The sequence below is a fragment of the Pseudomonas sp. UBA6562 genome (genome assembly GCF_002434265.1).
Classification (GTDB): Bacteria; Pseudomonadota; Gammaproteobacteria; order Pseudomonadales; family Pseudomonadaceae; genus Aquipseudomonas.
Genome location: NZ_DJJS01000005.1, coordinates 217,488 through 238,649 on the forward strand (window position 1 = coordinate 217,488; position 21,162 = coordinate 238,649).

At 68.6% G+C, this 21,162-nt stretch carries 7 protein-coding genes and 1 pseudogene; all 8 read right to left on the minus strand.

What is annotated here, in order from left to right:
* Positions 1–90: 90 nt before the first annotated feature.
* A complete protein-coding gene (locus B4M43_RS07680; RefSeq protein ID WP_296265740.1) occupies positions 91–303 on the minus strand; it encodes a hypothetical protein in 213 nt (70 codons plus the stop codon).
* Between the two features lie 259 nt (positions 304–562).
* The gene (locus tag B4M43_RS07685) at positions 563–1,297 is read right to left on the minus strand and encodes a YkgJ family cysteine cluster protein (RefSeq protein ID WP_296265741.1); all 735 of its coding nucleotides are present in this window, start codon (positions 1,295–1,297) and stop codon (positions 563–565) included.
* On the minus strand, positions 1,294–1,605 hold the full coding sequence (locus B4M43_RS07690) for a hypothetical protein (RefSeq protein ID WP_296265742.1): 312 nt from the start codon (positions 1,603–1,605) through the stop codon (positions 1,294–1,296). Before B4M43_RS07690 ends, B4M43_RS07685 begins: the two co-directional genes overlap by 4 nt.
* A 104-nt stretch (positions 1,606–1,709) precedes the next feature.
* Positions 1,710–2,609 carry a chemotaxis protein gene (locus B4M43_RS07695; RefSeq protein WP_296265743.1) on the minus strand — a complete coding sequence of 300 codons (900 nt, stop codon included), beginning with the start codon at positions 2,607–2,609 and terminating at the stop codon, positions 1,710–1,712.
* Positions 2,610–2,948: 339 nt separating this feature from the next.
* Positions 2,949–4,133, minus strand: coding sequence for an HlyD family type I secretion periplasmic adaptor subunit (locus B4M43_RS07700; RefSeq protein WP_296265744.1), 1,185 nt, complete (start codon positions 4,131–4,133; stop codon positions 2,949–2,951).
* A 180-nt stretch (positions 4,134–4,313) separates the two neighbouring features.
* Positions 4,314–6,425 (minus strand): annotated as a pseudogene (locus B4M43_RS07705) (type I secretion system permease/ATPase); the annotation flags it as partial.
* Positions 6,426–6,646: 221 nt separating this feature from the next.
* The gene (locus B4M43_RS07710; protein WP_296265745.1) at positions 6,647–8,080 is read right to left on the minus strand and encodes a TolC family outer membrane protein; all 1,434 of its coding nucleotides are present in this window, start codon (positions 8,078–8,080) and stop codon (positions 6,647–6,649) included.
* Between the two features lie 197 nt (positions 8,081–8,277).
* On the minus strand, positions 8,278–21,162 hold a 12,885-nt coding region (locus tag B4M43_RS07715; protein WP_414707820.1), incomplete at its 5' end, for a BapA/Bap/LapF family large adhesin.

Here is a 21,162-nt window from a genome sequence, read left to right on the forward strand (position 1 = left end):
GCGCGGCCGAACCGGAGCGCCGGCCTGCCGCGCTTTTTACAAGTAACTATTGCGAAGGGTGTAACAAGCCACGAACGTTTTGCTGCGCGATCAGCTGTCGGCCCGATCGCTGCTAGCCGTTTTCGCGGCGGTTCGCTCGCTGCTGTCGCTGTCGTCGCCCTGTTGCGCGAATTGCGCTTGGGCCTGCTCGGCCAGAGCCTGGTTACGCGCCGCAAAAGCGGGGGATTCTTCGGCTTGCGCCAGGGGCGACAGCACCAATGCCGAAAGGATGAACGCGCTGGCAATACCCATGCTGTTGGACATTTCGAACTACCTTCTTGCTGAGCAAGTGCTATGTGGATGGCGTTACGTTAGTCCTGGGGCGCAGCAGGAAAAAGCGTCAGGCGCAATAAGCACCTTTACCAATTGAGTAACAGTAAGAGGTTGGTATTTGCTCGAAAAGTCTGTCTTTTCGGTCAGAACCTGCATGCCAGAGGGGATGCTTCGCCGCAGGCCAGGCTCGCCGAAACGATGCCTTGCCCGCGCATGGGTGTGGCGGCATCCGGCCTGGCCCGATCAGCGGTCAGAATCCGATGAAGGTGTAGTACTCAGGCGTCTGTGCGGTGACGTGCAGCCCATAGGTGCCGGCGGCTTCGGCGAGCTTAGGCTCCTCCACGTGCACCTGCCAGGCTTGGGCGCTGCCACTGAGGGGATGGTCCAGCGCGTGCGCGAAGGCGGTCATGTCGGGCAGCCAGGCAGTGAACCCATTGCCTTTGAGTGCGCTGACGGTCATCCCCAAACGTTCGCAGACCGCCACCTTGGCTCCGATGTCGTCGCGGTCGGCCTGGCGCGACGCTTCGATCAGCGCGCGCAGCGCCGGGTCCGCCGCCACTTGACCGTGGATCAGCACCGGCCCTTGTTCCCAGGCTTCCTGGGGGCAGTCCTTGGCTTCCGGACGCAAGGGAATGTGCGGGTTGATTTCCATGGGGTAGATGCGACAGACCAAGGGTCGCGTTTCATAGATGGTGCACAGGTCGGCGGCGTCGAGGTGCATGCAGCGGCCAGGATTGAAGGCCGCGAAGGTGACCGCGACCTGCACCTCGCCCGTGCCGCACGGCACGCCCAGGGAGCGGCGCAAGGCATGCTCGCGCTGTTCGACCGGCATGCCGGGCCCGTCGGGGACGAAACCTTCGATCAGCACGATGACTTGCCCGCCGGCCTGCGCCCATTGCCGTGCTTCGCCCAAGGTCAGCGGCACGTGGTGGCCGGTGCAGCACTTGCCGCAGCCGGTGCAGGCGAAACGCAAGGCGGCGCTCATGACTTGCCGATGACCCACTCGCTGACGAAGGCTTTCTGCACGCGCCGGTCGTACAGGCACAGCTCGGTGCCGATCTTGCCTTTCAGGGCCTTCTGCGGGTAGACGCCTTCGATCAGCAGGGCGCTGTAGCCGACCTGGTCGTCGAACTCGGCGGGCTTGCCCAGCACATGGACGTCCTTGAGCTGGCTCGCCGCCAGGCAGGACTTGAGCAGCGCCTGGCGGTAGTCGTTCCAGGCCTGGCTGCTCGACGCATGGGCGGCGCCGCTGGCCAGGGCGCAAGTGATCAGGATTGAGCAGAAGAGCTTCATATGCGATACCGGCATTTTCATTTGAAGACGCTGGATTATGCCCGACTGAGGTCAGGCATCAACCCTGGGGCTGTGTCTTCATCTATACGCCGGCAGCGTAGCGCTCACGGCTCGCCGAACACCACCGCGCGTGCCGCCACCAGCAGACAATCGGTCAGTTCCGGTGAGGAGAACTTGGTGAGAATAGCATTGGCCCCGGCCAGGCGCGCTTTTTCGCTGCTCATGGCACTGTCGAGCGAGGTGTGCAGCAACACGTACAGGTGCTTGAAGTCCGGCGTTTCGCGCAGGGTGCGGGTGAAGGCATAACCGTCCATCTCGGACATTTCGATGTCCGACACCACGATGTTGATCTCGCTGGCGGTGCCTTGCAGTTCCAGCAGCACCTCGATGGCGTCTTTCGCGCTGCGCGCCGTGCGGCAGTCGATGCCCAGGTTGCGCAGGGTGTGGATCGACTGCTGCAACGCCACCTGGCTGTCGTCGACCACCAGGATGTTGGCGGCGGCCAGCAGGCTGGCGGCATCTTCGTCCAGGCCATTGCTGGGCGCCACAGAGGGCGGTGGGGCGATGCCGTGGATCACTTTCTCGATGTCCAGCACCTGCACCAAGGCATCGTCGACACGCGCGACGCCGGTGATGAACGAGCGGTTGCCCGAACCGAACGGCGGCGGCTTGATGTCGGTGGTGCGGCAATGCACGATGCGCACCACGGCCTGCACATGCAGGCCCTGCCGCGAGCGGCTGATCTCGGTGACGATCAGGCAACCGCCGTTGGGGTCTTCCAGCGGTCGTTCGCCAATGGCCCGCGACAGGTCGATCACCGACAGCGGGTTGCCGCGCAGGGTCGCCACGCCTTTGACGTGCGGGTGGGCTTCGGGCAAGCGGGTCAGCGCCGGGCAGGGAATGATTTCGCTGACCTTGAGCAGGTTGATCGCCATCAGCTTGCCGCTGCGCAGGGTGAACAGCAGCAGCGACAGCGAGTCTGCGCGGGCGTTTTGGTTGGCCATGGGGCGAGCTTGCACTCAATGAGGGAGGATGCCGGGTTATCGGCCCGAACGCGCGGGGCTTTAGCTCGTGCTGGCAAGCCGCCTGGGTCGGGGCGGCGTTGCCGCCCATCGCGACTGAAGTCGCTCCAACAGGGGATTGGCGTTGCCGCCCATCGCGACGGGTCGGAGCGCAGGCCGGTCGCTTCAGCAGGGCTTTGAGGTCGAAGGAAAAGGTTGGGCTTGCTTTGTGTAGGAGCGACTTCAGTCGCGATGGCCGGCACCGCCGGCCCAAGGCCGCAACACCACCCGACTGATTTGACGCGGCGCCTTCCGACCCAATGGCTACGACACCACCCCGAGTCACCGCTCCCGCAACGCCTCCCGCGCCCGGTTCATCGGCTTGATCAGGTAATCCAGGACGGTCTTCTCTCCCGTGCGGATGTCCACCGTCGCAACCATCCCCGGCGTGATCGCGAACTGCTTGCCGGCCTTGTTCTCCAGGCTGTCGCGCTGGGTGCGGATGAACACACGGTAGTAGTAGATCTCCGGTTTGACCTCGTCCTGCAGAGTGTCGGGCGAGATGCCCACCACCTGGCCGTCGAGGCTGCCGTACACCGAATAGTCGTAGGCGCTGATCTTCACCTTGGCCGCCTGCTCGGGGTGGATGAAGGCGATGTCGCGGGGCGAGATGCGGGTTTCGATCAGCAGGCGCTCGTCCATCGGCACGATCTTCATCACCTGCCCGCCGGGCTGCACCACGCCGCCCAGTGTGTTGACCTCGATGTCCTTGACGATGCCGCGCACCGGCGAGCGCAGGGTCAGGCGGGTCAACGAGTCGGTACGGCCGCGGATCACCGCCTTGAGGCTGTCGGCTTCGGCGCTGGCCTTGGCCAGCTCTTCGCGGGCGCGCACCAGGTAGTCGGAGCGCGCTTCGGTGGCCTTGAGTTCGAGTTCCGAGCGCTGGCGGTTCAGGCGGATCACCTCGACCCGGCTGGAGGCGCCGAGCTTGGCCAGGTTCTCGGTGATCTGCAGCTCGCTGCGCACCAGGCGCAGCGAGTCCTGGATGCCGGCCAGGGTCTGCTCCAGGCCGCGGCGGCGGGTCTGGTACAGCGCGGTTTCGGCTTCGGTCAGCTCGGTCGAATCCTTGAGGCTGGCGGGGAAGGTCAACGGCTTGCCGCTGACTTCGGCGCGCAGCCGCGCCACGCTGGCCAGCGCGGCGCGGTACTTGGCCTCGCTTTCGCCGACGGTGGATTCGGTCTTGGTCGGGTCGAGCTGGGCCAGCACCTGGTCGCGCTGCACCATGTCGCCTTCGGCGACGTTCATCTGCGCGACGATGCCGCCTTCGAACGACTGGATCACCTGCTCACGGGAGCTGGGAATGACCTTGCCGGTGCCGGTGGACACCTCGACGATCTCGAACCAGGCCGCCCAGGCGACGAAAGCGGCGAGCATCAGGGCGCAGACCATGATCACGCGCCCGGCGCGCAGCACCGCGTGGTCGTCCTGGCCATCCAGGTAGGAAGCGGGTAGCGACGGTTGGCTCATGCTTGGCCTCCTTGGCCTGGCGCTGTCGGTTGGGCGGCGAGCGTGCCGTGTCGGCGCTCGCCACAGGAAACGGATGAAAACGGACGGCTCATGCCTGGCCTCCTTGGCCTAGCGCTGTCGATTCGGCGACGCGCGGAACATATCGGCGCTCGCCACGGGCAGCGAACGAAAACCCACGGCTCATGCCTGGCCTCCCTGGCTCAGCCGCGCCAGCGCAGCATCGCGCTGGTCGTCGATGACGATGCGCCCGCCGTCGAGCACCAGCACCCGATCGACCCGTTGCAGTACGCTCATGCGGTGGGTGGCGATGACCAGGGTGCGGCCCTGGCAGAAGCGCTCGAGGTTATCCAGCAGCGCGCGCTCGGTGACGTCGTCCAGCGCGGCGGTAGGCTCGTCGAGCAGCAGCACTTGCGGCTGGCGCAAGAGCAGACGCGACAGCACCAGGGCCTGGCGCTGGCCGCCGGACAGGCCCAGGCCGCCTTCCAGAATCAGATGGTCGAGGCCTTTGGGCAGCTGCCGCACGAAGGCCAGGGCGCCGCTGGCCGCCAGCGCCGCGACCAGCTCCTGGTCGCTGGCCTGGCCGCTGCCCAGGGTCAGGTTTTCCCGCAAGGTGCCGTGGAACAGCCGTGCGTGTTGCGCCAGCAGGCCGACGTCGCGGCGCAGGTCGGCCGGGTCCAGGTGGGCCAGGGCGATGCCGTCGAGGCTGATCTCGCCCTGTGCCAGGTCCATCGCGCCGCCGAGGGCTTGCAGCAGGGTGGATTTGCCTGCGCCGTTGCGCCCCAGCACGGCGATGCGCTCGCCGGGGGCGATGCTCAGCTGGCCGATGCTCAAGGCCGGCGCGGCTTCCGGGCTGTAGCGGAACACCGCCTGGCGCAGGTGGTACTCGCCATGGATCGCCGGCAGGTGCACGCGGGCTTCGCCTTCCGGATGGTCGACCGGGCTCTGCATCAGTTTGTCGATGCCTTCCAGGGCCACCTTGGCCTGCTGCCAGCGGGTCAGCACGTGGGTCAGTTGCGCCATCGGCGCCATCATGCGCGAGGCCAGCATCGAGGCCGCCACCAGGCTGCCGGTGGTGAGGTCGCCGGCGATCACCATCGGCGCGCCGACCACCACCACCACGGCGAACACCGCGCCCTGGATGTTCTGCGTCCAGGTCACCAGGCCATTGGTCAGGGTGCGCAGGCGCAGGCTGTTGTGCGCGCAGGCGGCGTTGTACTGGTTCCATTGCCGCTCGAAGCGCGCTTCGGCTTGCAGGGCCTTGATCTCGTCCAGGCCCTGGATGCTCTCCACCAGCATGGCGTTGCGCAGCGCCGACTCGCGCATCGACGCATTGGCCAGACGCGCCAGGCGGCGTTGGGCGAGGAGGCCGGGCAGCAGCATCAGCACCAGTGCCGCCAGCGGAATGATCACCAGCACGCCGCCGATCAGCCAGAACACGAACAGGAACAGCAGGAAGAACGGCAGGTCGGCCAGCGCCGTGGCGGTGCTGGAAGTGATCAGGTCGCGGATCTGCTCCAGCTCGCGCAACTGCGAGATGAACGAGCCGGTCGACTTGGGCCGCACCGAGTTGCGCAGGCGCAGCGCATGGCCGTAGACCAGGTCGGAGATGCGCAGGTCGGCGCGCTTGCCCAGCAGGTCGGTGACCTTCAGGCGCAGCAGGCGCATGGTCAGGTCGAACACCAGCGCCAGCACCACGCCGCCGAACAGCACGTACAGCGTGGGCAAGGACTCCGCCGGAATCACCCGGTCGTACACCTGCATGGAGAACAGCACCCCGGCCAGGGCCAGCACGTTGGCCACCAGCGAGGCGAGCATGACCTGGCCGTAGGGGCGCAGGTCGCGCAGTACGATGCGCGCGAACCAGTGGCGGTCGTAGGGCGCGGTGTAGTCGTCGGTGCGTACGTCGCGCAGCGGGCGCGCCGGACGCAGCAGGGCGACGCGGGCGATGCGGCCCTGCAATTGGTCGCGGTGCAGGCGGCTGGCCAAGCCCTGGTCGCCGGCGAAGACCACGGCCAGATGGTCGTCCTCGGTCACCGCCTCGACCACCGCCAGTTGGCCGTCGTCCAGCTCCAATACCAAGGGCGTGCGCCACTGGCGCAGGCCCTTGGCGTCGAAGCGCACGAAGCGCAGGGTCAGCCCGGCCTGGCGGGCCATGTGTCGGAGGATCTCGTCCAAGGGCCGCGCGTCTTCGGCGGCGGCCAGACGGATGCGCTGCGGCGACACGTCGAGGCGATAGTGCCGGGCCACGTGCAGCATGCTTTCCAGCCAGGGGCCGAGGTCCGGGCGTTGGGCAGGGTTGCCCGCAGTAGGTCCGGCAGCGCCAGGTCCGCCAGCGCCAGATCCGCTCGTGGCGGGCCCGCCAGCGTCAGGCCCATCCGCGTCAGGTCCGCTTGAAACGGCCGCTCCAACGCCGGGTCCACCTGCGCCAGGTCTACGAGGGTCGAGGCCATGCGCGGCGGGGCTGGTGCCGGCAGCGGCGTCGGGGGTGGCAGCGACCGGGTTCACGGTGTCGTTCATGGCAGGATCTCCACCCCTTGCAGGCGCTGGCCTTCGAGGCCCAGCACCGGGCGCAGCGCGCCGTTGTTGTATAGGCAGTCGACGTTCAGGCGCAGCAGGTCGGAACGGGTGGCGGCCATGTCGAAGCGCGATTGGTAGATTTCCTGCTCGGCGTTGAGCAGGTCGAGCAGGGGCCGGGTGCCGAGTTCTAGGTACTGCCGGCCGTAGAGCATGCGCGCTTCCTGGATGCTGTCCTGGCGCAGTTCCAGCGAGCGCAGCCGGCGGCCCAGGCCCGAAGTCTGCGCCTGGGCTTCGGCCAGGCCGCGGCGCGCTTGCAGGCGCGCGGCGTCCTCGGCCGAGTCGGCGGCGCTCAGCGCATGGCCGGCGGCGCGGGCGCGGGCGCTGGTGGCGCCGCCCTGGTAGATCGGCACTTCGACATTGAGGTAGATGCCGGCCTGGGTACGGTCCAGGTTGCGGTTGTCGCGGTTGTAGTCGTTGTCCAGGTAGTGGTTGACCTGCGGTTGCAGCGACAGGGTCGGGTACGCCTCGGCCTTGGCCTGGGCCAGTTCGGCCTGGGATTGCGTGCGCTGGGCCAGGGCCATCAGCACTGCCGGCAGGCGATCGTCGCCAGCCAACGGGCGCTGGCAGGCCTGGCCCAGTTCGGCCGGCGCCTCGTCGCTCAACGGCGGCGGCGAACTTTTTCCCAACAGGGTGGCCAGTGCCGCCCGCCAGCGTTGGTATTGCGCCTGGTATTCCTCGAACACGGCCTGTGCGGCCTCGGCCCGCGACTGCGCCTGGACCACGTCGGAGCGGGTGCTGGCGCCCATGTCGCTGCGCTGGCGGGCCAGGCCGACGATTTCGTCCACGGCCTGGATCTGCGCGCGGGCGATGTCCATCAGGTGCGCGTAGCGCTGGGTCTCGATCCAGGCATAGGCGGTGTCGCGTGCCAGTTCGTCGATCACCAAGAGGATGTTGGCCTGGGCGCGTGCGGCGGCCGCGTTGGCCGCATCGACGGCGTAGTCGACCTTGCCGAAGTCGTAGAGCATCTGCTTGAGCGAGAGGTTGAGCGCCTGGCTGCTGCGATCGCCGCCGTAACCGGAGTCGAACCCGGTGCGCACGCCCCCGGAAATCTGCGGGTAGTAACCGGAACGGGCGACGTTGACGCCTTCGCCCCGGCGATAGAGATCGCCGATGGCCTCGGCGATGCGCGGGTGCCATTGCACCGCCAGCAACGCAGCCTCGGCCATACCCAGGCGATCCTGGGTCGCCGTCGCCTGGCCAGTCGGCGGCCGCGCCGACACGGCTTGGGGGCTGTCGCGAATCGAGGCGGGGCTGATCTGGCGCAAGGCCGGATCGATATCGTCGTCGGCCAAAGCGGCCGGTTGCAGCAACAATGCCAGAAGCCCCAAGGCGCCTGGCAACAACGGAAACAGCGAACAGCCTGGCTTCACATCATTCCCTTAATACCGTGTCGTCCGTGACCGCCGGGCACAGGCCCGGCGCGCTTGCAGGTGTTGCCATCGCTTCAGAAATAGGCCGGTCTACCGCACCGGCGGAATCGAGCGCAGGCAGGACCGAAATCCTGCCTGCGCTCGCCTTGCGTTACCGTCGTATCAAGACGTTTCCTACAACCATAGACCAGCTTTCCCTAAACCACATGCACGCTGTTCTGAATCCACAGTTGCTGGCTCGGGTCTTGCTGGGCCGTGTACTGGTCGTAGTCGATGCCGTCCGCCACGCCCTGGCCCGCCAGGCTCCACTGCTCGCCGAGCAGCACCGAGTCGGCGCCGTCGCCTTTGATCAGCAATGGGCTACCCGCGCCGTCGTTCAGCGCCAGCACGTCCTCTAGGCTGATGCTCAGGCTCACCGCGCTGGTGGCGTTGAGGTCGAGCACTTCCAGGTCCTGCACCTGACCGACCAGGCTGCCCAGGTCGATGCTGGCGTCGCCGCCTTGCCAGAGCAGGGTGGTGCCCTCGGCGGCGTCCTCGACCTGGGCAAAGGCGTCTTCGCCCAAGGGCGCGTCGGTCGTGGCAGCGGCGTCGGCGCCATTGTTGGCCGTGGAGACATCCCGTGGGTCGTCGCTGACTGCGTTGGCCGACTGCTCGTCCGTCTCGGCCACAGCGGCCATCAGCAAGGTGGCCTCGGGGTTGTCGTCCAATGCCGCCAGACGCTGTACCCCAGTCACCGCACCCTCGGCCACGGTGATCTTCAACTGCGCGGTGTCGACGCTGCCGTTCGGATGGGTGAGGGCGTAGGTGAACTGATCCACCTGGCCCACCACCGAACCGCCCAACCCGGGCTTGAGCGTGTAGCTGTAACTGCCGTCGGCCTGCACCAGCAGAATGCCGTACAGCCCGACCACGCTGATGCCGTTGTAGCCCGGCACTGCGTAGGTGTTGGCGGCGGTCTGCACGCTCAGGGTGGTGAGGTTCGAACCCAGGGTGTCGCCGGCCAGTAGGTTGCCGGTGGCGACGCTGGAACGGTCGACCACGAACTCGGTGAGCGACTTGGTGCTGGTGTTGAGCGTGGAGTTCAAGCTCGACCCCAGGCCCAGCAAGCCGCTGGCCTTGACCGTGACCTGGTAGGTGCCGGCGCTCTGGTTGGCGAAGGTGTAGCCGCGCGCGGTGTTGTTCACCAGGCTCAGCAGGTCATTGCCGTTGACGGTCTGCACGGTCACGTACTGGCCACTGGCGTTGAGCTTCTGCAACTGCACCGAGGCACCGCCGAGCAGCGCCAGCAGGTTGGTGGAGGTCAGTACCACTTGCAGATCGGCGGTGGTGCCGGCGGCCACGGTGTGGCCCAACACGCTGGATTTGACGCCCGCCAGCGCCGGCAGGTCGATGCGGGCGAAGTCCTGGGTCGCCGTCGTGACCTTGTTGGCCAGCACCACGTTGCTGCGCCCCACGTCGTCCACGGCATCCACCAGCCGTGCCGGCGCGGCGAGGTTGCTGTCGTTCCACACCTCAGTGGCCTGTGGGCTGTCGATGCGCACGTAGAGGTTGGCGGTGTCGCTCTTGCCGTTGGGGTGCGCCAACTGATAGCTGAACACATCGACCTTGCCGACGCTCGCGGTGCTGCCGTTGGGGGTGTAGGTGTAGCTGCCGTCGGCACGGATCAGCAGGCTGCCGTACTGGCCCTGGACCGTGGTGCCGGCCCCTGCCGTGACGTAGCTGCCGGCCTTGAGCACCTGCAATACGGCGCCGCTGTCCGGCCCGAGGATGTCGCGGGTGCCGTCGACGCCCAGGTCGCTGACGACGTTGCCGGCCAGCGCCGTGCCCGTGCCGGTGAACTGGGTCAGGCTGGTGGTTTCGATGTCCAGACGGGTGTTGACCGTGGTCAGCACGCCCAGCCCCCCGGACCGCGTCACCAGCTGATAGTCACCGGCCTGCAACGTGCCGATCGTGGCGCGCAGCCCCACCCCCGGCAGCAGCACCAGGGTCAGCAACGCCGAATCGTTGGCGGTGGCGATGTCCACCCAGGCGCCGCTGGCATTCTTCACCTGCAGGGTGAAGGTCGAGCTGTTGAGCAGGCCCAGCAGGTTGTCGGTGCTCAGGGTCAGGACCGGATTGGCGGTAGTGCCGGCGGCGACCGTCCAAGTGAAGGTTTTGCTGGTGTTGAGGCCCACCAGCAGGGTGTAGCTGTCGTTGATCGGTGCTTGCGTGACGACCACCGGTGCCAGGTTGACCACGGCGGTCGCCAGGTTGTCGCTGGCCACCACCGGCAGGTTGACGTCGATGTCCGGCGCCACCACCGTGGCGTTGGCCGACACGTTGCCGCGCGGGTCGGTGAGGCTCACAGTCAGGGCCTGGCCGTTGTCCTGCGCCGGGTTCAGCACCACGCTGAACAGCCCCGTGGCGCCGATCACCACACCGCTTTGCAGCACACTGCCGTCGGCGCCGCGCACGGTGACGCTGGCGCCCACTTCGCCGCTGCCGGTGAGCAGCGTGCCGGTGGCGTTGACCAGCAGGTTGCCGGCCAGGCTCGGTGGGGTGAAGTCGGGCGCCACCACGGTGCTCACAGGCGAGACGTTGCCCGCCCCGTCGGTCAGGGTGACGTTGAGGGTTTCGAAGTTGGCCTGGGGCGTGGTCAGGGTGACCACATAGGTGCCGTTGGCCGCCACCGTGGCACTGCCGACGATCGCGCCATTGCTGCGCACGGTCACCCGCGTGCCGGCCTCGCCCGTGCCGGTGAGCACCGTGCCCGCCGCGTTGATGGCGACGCTTGGCGCGGTGGGCGCCGTGGTGTCGGCGGCGGTGAGGGTGGCGCTGGCCGACAGGTTGCCGGCGCGGTCGGCCTGGCGCACGGTCAGCACCTGGCCATCGAGCTGGGCGCTGGGCAGCGTCAGTTCGAACTGGCCGTTGGCAGCGACCTGCACCGTACCCAAGGACACGCCGCCCCGGCCGCTGACGCTCACCAAAGCGCCAGCCTCGCCCGTGCCGACCAGGCGCAAGCCGCCGTCGAGCAGTTGCAGGTTGCCCGGTGCGCCAGGCGCTTGCACGTCCGGCACGCCGTAGTCGAGCACGATCGAGCCGTTACCGGCGGCATCGGTCTGCTGCACGCTGAGGGTCTGGCCGTTGAGCTGCGGGCTGGCCAGGGTGACGACGAAGGTACCCGCCGCCGAGACCAGCGCGGTGCCCAAGGTGGCGCCCAACGCGCTGCGTACCGTGACCGTGGCGCCGGCCTCGCCCGTACCGCTGAGCACCAGGCCGTTGCCCGACAGCGAAGTGACCACCGGTTGCGCCGGAGGCGTGGTGTCGAGCGCCATCAGCACGAACGGCTGCGACGCGCCGCCGCTGGAACTGGCGACGACTTCGAGCATCTGGCCGTTGAGTTGCGCTTGCGCCAGGGTGATCTGGAAGGTGCCCTGGGGTGTCGCCACGGCGGCGCCGAGCTGTGCCCCGACGGCGTCGTATACCCGCACCTCGCTGCCGGCCGTGGCCAGGCCACTGACCACCAGGCCGTCGACGCTGAGCAGCACGCCGGTCGGCGCTGCGGGTACGGGTTCGAGTGGAGCGTTGAACGTCTCGGCCAGGGACAGGTTGCCAGCCACGTCGGTCTGTGTGACTAGCAAGGCGGCACCTGGCGTGGCAGGCGGTGCCAGCACGACCTGGAACGTGCCGTTGGCGGCTACGACGGCGCTGCCCAGGGTCGTGATGCCCTCGACCACGCGCACCGTGGCGCCGACTTCACCGCGTCCGACCAGCAGGCCGTAATTGGTGTCGATCGACAGGTTGGTCACCAGCGGCGGTGGCGTGGTGTCCAGGGCGACCACGGTTTGTGCCTCGGAAGCATTGCCTGCGGCATCGGTCGCGCTGACGGTCAGCGTCTGGCCGTTGAGCTGCGCAGGTGTGATCGGCACCGCGAATACGCCACCGATCGGTACTTGCACGCTGCCCAGCACGACGCCGTCGGCGCCACGCACGGTCACCGTGCTGCCCACTTCGCCTGTGCCGGTAAGCAGCGTGCCCGCGGTATCGAGGCTGAGGTCGAGCAGGGGCGCCGGTGGCGTGAGGTCCTGCGCGGTGAGCAACAGAGGCGCGGACGGGTTGCCCGTGGCGTCCTGCGCCACGATGCTCAGCACCTCGCCGTTCTGCTGCGCGGTGGCCAGTTCGAGGACGAACAGGCCATCGTCGTCAATCACGCCTTGGGCCAGCACATTGCCCAGATTGTTGACCACCGTCACCCGCGCGCCGACTTCGCCGCTGCCGCTGATCTGCGTGCCGTCGGCATTGAGGCTGGCGACCACCTGCGCCGGTGGCGTGACGTCCAGCGCCACCAGGGGCGTGGGCAGCGACACGTTCTGGCTGGCGTCTTCGAGGGTGACCTGTAGGCGTTCGCCATTGCGTTGCGCAACCTCGAGTTGCACCACGAAACGGCCGTCGGCGCCCACGCTGGCGGTACCGATCGTCGCACCGCCCAGGCTGACCCTGACCGTGGTACCGGCCTCGCCCGTGCCGCTGAGCTGGTTGCCTGCGCCGTTGAGCGCCAGGTTGTCCGGCGCCAGTGGCGGCGTACGGTCGGGTGCGGTGATCTGCACCGCCTGGCTGAGGTTGCCGGGCGGATCGGCCTGCTGCACGTCGAGAATCTGGTTGTTGATCTGCGGTGGATCGAGCTCGACGCGGAATGTCTCGTCGGCCTGCACCAGACCGCTGCCCAGCACTTGGCCTGCGACACCGCGCACGGTCACCGTCGACCCCGGTTCGCCGCGCCCGGTGACCACGCTGCCGTCGACGCTGATCTGTACCGCGCTGAGCGGTTCGGGCGGGGTGAAGTCCGGGGTGTTGAGGACCAGCACCGGCGACAGGTTACCGGCCGCATCGGCCTGTACGAGGCTCAGGGCCTCGGCGTTGGTCAGCGCCGGAGTCAGGGTGAGGCTGAAGTTGCCGCTGGCATCGACGGTCGCCGTGCCCAACGGCTCGCCAGCCGTATTGCGCACTGTCACCACGGCGGCCACTTCGCCGCGGCCGGTCAGCGTCACACCGTCGGCGGAAATGCTCACGTCGCGCAGCAGGGCGGGCGCCGTGGTGTCCGGGGCAGTGAGGTCGGTGGCCGCCGAGCGGTTGCCGGCCGCGTCGGTGAGCACCACGTGGAGGATCTGGCCATTGGCCTGGAGCGGCGTGAGCGCCACTTCAAAGGTGCCGTTGAGCAGCACCGTCGCGCTGCCCAACAGGGCGCCGCTGGCATCCAGCACACTGACCTGGGCACCCGCTTCGCCGGTGCCCAGCAGCACACCGCCGCCGCTGGTGAGGCGCAGCTCGGCCGGGGCTTCGGGTGTCGTGCGATCGGGTGCCAGCAGGGCGATGCTGTCGGAAGTGTTGCCAGCCGCATCGGCCTGTGTGGCGTTGAGACGTTCGCCGTTGAGTTGCGCGGCATCGAAGGTGACGCTGAAGCTGCCGTCGGCCGCCACCTGGGCCGTGCCCAAGGTCAGGCCGCCGCTACCGCTGACGCTCACCGTGGCGCCGGCTTCGCCCTTGCCGCTGAGCACCAGGCCATCGGCGGACAGCGACAACTGCGTCAGGGGCTGTGGCGCGATCAGGTCCGGCGCTTGCAGCGTGGCCGGCAGCGACAGCGTGCCGGCGGCACCCTCGGCGCTGATTTCCAAGCGCTCGCCGTTGGCCTGGCGGCTGTTCAAGGTCACGTCGAAAGTGCCGTCCGCAAGCACCGCCGCGCTGCCCAGCAACAGCCCGTTGGGACCGTATACCTGCACCGTGCTGCCGGCACTGCCGACGCCACTTATGCTCAGGCCGTCGTCGGCCAGCAGCAGTTGGGTGGGCGTCTGTGGCGCGGGGATGGCCGGTACGTCGAAGGTCAGGGCGGGCGATGCGTTGCCGTTGGCGTCCACTTGCACGATGCCGAGCGGCAGGCCCGGTGTGGCAGGCGGATCGAGGGTGATCGCGAAGCGCCCGTCGGCATCGACCACGCCGGTGCCGAGCACGGTGCCGTTCGTGTCGATGACGTTGACGGTGACGTCGGCACCGGCTTCGCCGTGCCCGGTCAAGGTCGCGCCGTCGGCCGACAGCGCCAGATTGCTGACGAAGTCGGGCGGGGTGGTGTCCGCGGCGACCAGGTTGGCCACCGGCGAACGGTTGCCGGCGGCATCGGTGGCGGTCACCTGCAACGCTTGGCCATCGACCTGTGGCGCCGCGAGGGTCAGGCGGAAGGTGCCATTGGCTTCGACCAGGGCGGTACCCAGCAGCAGGCCTTGGGCATCGCGCACCTGCACGATGCTGCCGGCTTCGGCGCTGCCGGTGAGTTGCAGGCCACCGCTGGCCAGCAGCAGATCGCTGGGCGCGGCGGGCGGCGTGAGGTCGGGGGCGATGACCGGTACGGCTGCCGAGGCGATGCCGCCGGCGTTGATCTGCACCGCGCTCAGGCGTTCGGCGTCGAGTTGTGCGGCGTCCAGCGTAAGAACGAAGGTGCCGTTGCCGGCCACCGTCCCGGTGCCAATCAACGTGCCCGCCGCGTTGCGCACCTCCACCGTATTGCCCGCTTGGCCCAGACCGCTCAGGGTCAGGCCGTCGTTGTTCAGCACCAGGTTGCTCAACGAGGCTGGCGGTTGCAGGTCGGGGGTGGCCAGGGCGATCGCCGGCGACAGGTTGCCGGCCGCGTCCGCTTGGGTCACGCCCAAGGTCAGGCCCGTGGTTTGTGGCGGTGTCAGCGCGACCACGAACAGGCCGTTGTCGGCCACGGTCGCGCTACCTACCAAGGTGCCCTCGGGCGTACGTACGCGTACGCTGGCGCCGGGTTCGCCGGTGCCGGTGAGCTGGCTGCCGTCGGCGCTCAGCACCAGTTGCCCGACCGCCAGCGGTGGGGTGCGGTCAGGGGTGGCCAGGGCGACCGGCTCGGAGGTGTTGCCAGCGCGGTCGGTCAAGGTGATTTGCAACGGCGCACCGCTGACCTGGGTGATCGGCAGAGTGATCTGGAACTGCCCGACCTGGTTGACCGTGCCGGTGGCGAGCACCAGGCCGTTGGCGTCGCGCACGGTCACCAGCGCGCCGCTTTCGCCCTGGCCGCTGACCACCGTGGCGGCATCGTTCAGGCTCAGGCCCGAGGCGACGGCCGGTGGCGTGATGTCAGGCGCATTGGCCGAAATCGCCAGCGAGAGATTGCCCGCCGCATCGGCTTGGCGCACCAGCAGGGTTTCGCCGTTCACCGGGGCGGGGTTCAGGGCCACGCTGAACGCACCGGTGGCATCGACCACGGCGCTGCCGAGCAGGGCGCCGCCGGAATCGCGCACGGTGACGGTCGCGCCCACTTCGCCACGCCCGCTCAAGGCCGTGCCATCGCGTTCGACCCGTGTCACCAGAGGGGCCTCCGGCGCCGTAACGTCCGGTGCAACCACGCTGACCGGCGCCGACACCACGCCTTGCAGCGAAGCGTTGACCTGTAGCGTCTGGCCTCCGAAGGCGGCGATGCGCAGGAACACCAGGAAGGTGCCGTCCGTGCCCACCGTGCCGGTGCCCAGGGTCACACCCCCGGCGACCACGCTGATCTGGCAGCCGGCCGTGCCCACGCCGGTGAGGCTGAAGCCGTCGGCGCTGAGCTGCAATTGGGACGGCGTCTCGACGACGGTGCCGAGCGGGCCGTCTACCGGCGTCGGCACTGCGTTCTCGTTGCCGGCGGCATCGACCACCACCAGCTCGGCACTGTCGCCAGCCAGCAGTGCCGGCAGCAGAGGCACCACGAACGTGCCGTCGTTGCCGACCTGTACGCGGCCCAACTCAATGTCTGCGTTACGCACGACCACCGTGCTGCCCGGCTCGGCGTTGCCGCTGATGCTGGTGCCGTCCAGGCTGACCGAGACGTTGAGCGCGGCTTCGGGTGGGGTCGTATCGGGGGCGTTGAGCAGCGCCTCGACCGAGGTCAGGCCGGCGCCATCGGTGGCGATCAGGCTGATCAGCTCGCCGTTGGTCAGCGCTGCAGGCAGGGTCGCGGTGAAGGCACCGTCGGCTTGCACCGGCACGGTGATCAACTCGAGCCCAGCGGCATCGCGCAGGGTGATGCTCACGGCGCCAACGGCCGTACCGCTGACGGTGCTGCCGTCGACGCTGACGCTGCCCAGCGGCGCCTCCAGCGGCGCGGTGTCGGGCGCGTTTACGTCTGTGGGGATGGAGGTGTTGTTCGCCGCATCGGTGAGGGTCACCTGCAGGGTCTGACCCTCGTTTTGCAGCGGCGCCAGGTTGACCACGAACAGGCCGCCGGGCTGCACCACGCCCTGGCCGAGCAGAACGCCTGCGCCGTTGCGTACTTCCACGCGGCTGCCCACTTCGCCCGTGCCGGACAACTGGTTGCCGTTGGGGCTGATCTGTAGGTTCTCGGGTGCCAGGGGGGCGCTGGTGTCATTGGCCGTGTAGCGTACCGCCACCGAAGCGTTGCCCTGTGCGTCGATCACCACCACATCCAGTAGTTGGCCGTTGATCTGCGCAGGCAGAACGACCTGGAAACTGCCGTCGGCATCGACCAGGACATCGCCCAGCACCACGCCCAGCAGGGTACGCACCTCCACAGTGGCGCCCGGTTCGGCGGTGCCGATGAGCAACGTGCCGTCGACGCTGAGCGACAACCCCGCGGCAATGTCGGGCGCTTGCAGATCCGGCGCTTGCAGGTCGACGCCCGTAGACACGTTGCCGCCGCCGTCGGTCAGGGTCGTGGTGAGAAGCTGGCCGTTGAGTTGGGCGGGTTGCAGCGTCACGCGGAAGCTGCCGTCTTCGGCAACGATGGCTGTACCGACCACGCCGTCGGCGTTGCGCACGGTGACGGTGGTGCCGGGTTCGCCCACGCCGATCAGCACGCTGCCGTCGGGCAGCAGTTGCAGGGCGCTGGCAGGCTCTGGCGTCTCCAGGTCCGGGGCGCCGACCGTTGCTGGAGTGGACAGGTTGCCGGCCACATCGCGCTGTTCGACGGTCAAGGTCTGGCCGTTGGTTTGCACGTCATCCAGGGGCACGCTGAAGCTGCCGTCCGCAGTTACCACGGCAGTGCCCAGCACGAAGCCGTCAGGCCCGCGCACGGTCACGGTGGCACCCGCTTCGCCCTGGCCGCTGACAGTGGCGCCATCACCGCTGACCAGCAACTGGGTGACCGGCAATGGCGGCTCGATGTCGGGTACGGCGAAGTTCACTGTGGCCAGGTTGCCGGCGGCGTCGCTGGCTTCGATGTCCAGCGCTTCGCCGTTGCGTTGCGCCGGGGTGAGGGTGAGGCTGAAGCGGCCTGCGGCGTCGACCGTGGCGCGGCCCAGCACGTTGCCGTCGATGTCGCGCACCGTGAGGGTGGAGCCCGCCTGGCCGAAGCCGGTCAGCAGCGTGCCGGTAGCGTCGACGGCAAAGCCCGAGGGTTGCAGCGGGCCGAGCAGGTTCGGCGCGGTAATGCTGCCGGGCGTGGAGACGTTGCCGGCGCCATCGGTAAGGACGACGTCGATCCCTTGGCCGGCGACCTGCGCCGGGTTCAGTACCAGGCTGAAGCTGCCGTTGCCGTTGACCACGCCATTGCCCAGCGCTTGGCCATCGGCGCCGACCACCTGCACATTGGCACCCGGCTCGCCGCGGCCGTTGAGGGTGGTGCCGTCGGCGCTCAGTTGCAGGCCGGACGGCGCCGACGGCGCGGTGATGTCCGGGGCCACAGCCGGGGTGGGCAACGAACTGTGGCCGGTGGCATCGACCACGACCAGGCTGAAGTCTTCGCCGTTGGCCAGTGGCGGAACGAGCGGCAACTGGAAGTTGCCTGCGGCATCGGCGCGCGTCTCGCCCAATTGGGTACCGGCGGCATCTTGCACCCGCACCTGGCTGCCCGCTGGCGCGGTGCCACTGACGCTGGCACCGTCTGCGGCCACCACCACGTTGGCCGGGCTTGGCAGCACGGCGGCGTCGGGTACGTTGAGCGACAGTTCGGCGGAGCGGTTGCCGGCCGTGTCGATCTGTACCAGGTTCAGCGCATCGCCTGCGGCGACCGCAGTGTCCAGGGCGACGAGGAAGGTGCCGTTGTCGGCCACCACGGCGGCGCCCAACAGCGTGCCATTGGCGTCCCGTACTTCCACGCGGGCACCGACTTCGCCGCGGCCGGCGACCAGCCCGTCGAGCACGCTCACCACCACGCCGAGCACCAGCCCCGGCGGGGTGACGTCCGGTACGTTGTAGTCCAGCGGCGTCGAGCGGTTGCCCGCGCCATCGATCACTTCGATCAGCAGGGCTTCGCCGTCGAGCAGCGGGGTGTCCAGGCTCAGGCTGAAGCGGCCCTGGGCATCGACCAGGGCTTGCCCGACCAGAGTCCCATCGGCATCGCGCACCTCCACCCGCGCACCGGCTTCGGCACTGCCGCTCAGGGTCTGGCCGTCCACCAGCAACAGGTCGGTGGGTTGTGCGGGCGCAGTCAGGTCGGGTGCGTCGAGCGAAGCGCTGGCGGAGTTGCCCGCTGCGTCGGTGAGGGTCACGCGCAGCGCGCTGCCGTCGATGACGGCGGGCGCCAGGTCGAGGATGAACTGGCCATCGAGCGCCACTTGGCCCTCTGCCAGCACTTGGCCTTCGGCGTTCAGCACACGCACCGTGGCACCGACTTCGCCGCGCCCGGACAGCGTGGCGCCGTCGGGGCTGATGGCCAGGGCCGTCGGTGCGGCCGGTGGCGTGGTATCGACCGGTACGTCGATCTGCGGCGCCGTCACGCTGCCGGCTGGCGACGTATTGCCCGCGTTGTCGGTGGCGCTGACCTGCAACGGCTGGCCGGCGACTTGGGCCGGTTGCAGGGTGACGCTGAAGCTGCCTGCGGCGTTGGCTTGGGCGCTGCCGAGCACATTGCCTTGGGCGTCTCGGACCTGCACTTGGCTGCCCGCTTCAGCACGGCCGATGACGGTGCGTCCGTCGGCGCTGACCAGCAAGGCGCTGGGCGCATCGGGTGCGGTGATGTCGGGCGCGACGATGGGCACGGGCAGCGAAGCGTTGCCCTCGCCGTTGACTACGACCACTTGCAGTGGCTCGCCGTTGGCCTGCGGTGGATCGAGCACCACGTCGAAGCGGCCCTCGGCGCCCACGCCGACGCTGCTCAAGATCTCGCCGTTGGCGCCGCGCACCTGCACCGTAGTGCCCGGCGTGGCGCTGCCGCTGAGGCTGCTGCCGTCCGCGGCCAGCACCAGATCACTGGGGCTGAGCGGCGGCGGGGTCAGGGGTACGAGGTAGTTGACCGGGACCGACGTGAGGCCGGCTGCGTCGGTCTGTACGAAGGTCAGGGCGCTGCCTGGCAGGATGGCCTCGGTCAATGGCAGAAGGAAGTTGCCATCGACGCCCACCACGCCGCTCGCCAACAATTGGCCGTTCGTATCGCGCACGCTGACCGTGGCGCCCGCTTCACCGCGCCCGGCGATGAGCAGGCCGTCGGCACTGACCACGATGTTGCCGACCAGGTCGGGGGCGGTGCTGTCAGGCGCTTGGAAGACCAAGGGCGACGAGCTGTTGCCCGCCGCATCGATCAGGCGTACGTCCAGCGGCTCGCCATTGAGCTGGGGCGTGTCGAGGGTGAGGCTGAAGCGCCCGTCGGCATCGACGCTGCCACTGCCGATCAGCACGCCGGCGGCGTCGCGCACTTCGACCTGGGCACCGATCTCGCCGGCACCGCTGAGCAGGTCGCCGTCGATCAACTGCAGGTCGCTTGGCTGTTCCGGGGCGGTGAGGTCGCGGCTGGTGATCAGGGTCGGTGCCGAGACATTGCCGGCGGCATCGACCAGAGTCACTCGCAAGGTGCTGCCGTCGATCACCGCCGGTGCGAGGTCGAGGCTGAAACGGCCGTCGGCGCCGACCGTGGTGCTGGCGACGAGGTTGCCTTGGGCGTCGCGTACCTGCACCTGGGCGTTGGCTTCGCCGCTACCGGTCAGGCGCACGCCGTTCGGGGTGAGCGCGAGGTCGAGCGGCGCCTGCGGTGGCGTCACGTCTACAGGCGGTTCGAGGTTGGGCGCGGTGGTGCCTGCGGGCGTCGAGACGTTGCCGGCGGCATCCTCTGCGGTCACGCTCAGGGCCTGTCCTGCGGTTTGTGGCGGGTCGAGCGGCACGGCGAAGCTGCCGGCGGCGTTGACCACGGCGCTGCCGATCTGATTGTCCTGGGCATCGAGCACACGCACGGTGCTGCCCGGTTCGCCACGGCCGGTCACGGACGCGCCGTCGGCGCTGACGACCAGTTCGCTCGGTACGCTCGGGGCCGTGATGTCGGGCGCCGTGAGCGAGGTAGGGATCGAGCTTTGGCCATTAGCGTCGATGGCGACCGCATCGATCAGTTCGCCATTGGCTTGGGCCGGTTGCAGGGTGAGGGTGAAGGTGCCATCCGCCGCAGCCACGGCGCTGCCCAACAAGGTGCCGTCAGCGGCACGGGCCTCGACACGGTTTCCGGGCGTGGCGGTGCCACTCAGTTCGGTGCCGTCTACGTTCAGGGCCAGTCCGGTCGGGCTGGCCGGGGCAGGGGTGGCGGGTACGGTGAAGTCCAGGTCTGCCGAAACGTTGCCAGCAGCGTCGGTTTGCGTCAGGGCAATGGCTTGGCCGGCGGCCACCGGAGTGTCCAGCGTCAGCACGAAGGTGCCGTTGGCGGCCACCGTGCCGGTACCGATAAGGTTGCCGTTGGCGTCGCGCACCTGCACGGTGGCACCGGCTTCGCCACGGCCCGACAGCGTCACGCCATCGGCAGCGACCACCACGTTGGTGACAGCCGCAGGGGCAGTGATGTCGGGTACTTGGAACGCCAGCGGCACGGAGGTGTTGCCTGCCGCGTCGGTCTGGCGCACATCGATGAATTCGCCATTGGCCTGAGCTGGATTCAGGGTGAGTGTGAAGCTGCCATCGACACCCACGGTGCCGGTACCGATCAGACTGCCTTGGGCATCGCGCACCTGGACCGTAGCGCCAGATTCGCCGGTGCCAGTCAAAGTGACGCCATTGGCCACAACCAAATCGGTCAGCGGCGCCGGTGCGGTCAGGTCTGGCGACAGCACCGAACCCGGCTTCGAGACATTGCCAGCAGCACCGGTCAGGTCCACTTGCAAAGCACTGCCATCGATCACAGCGGG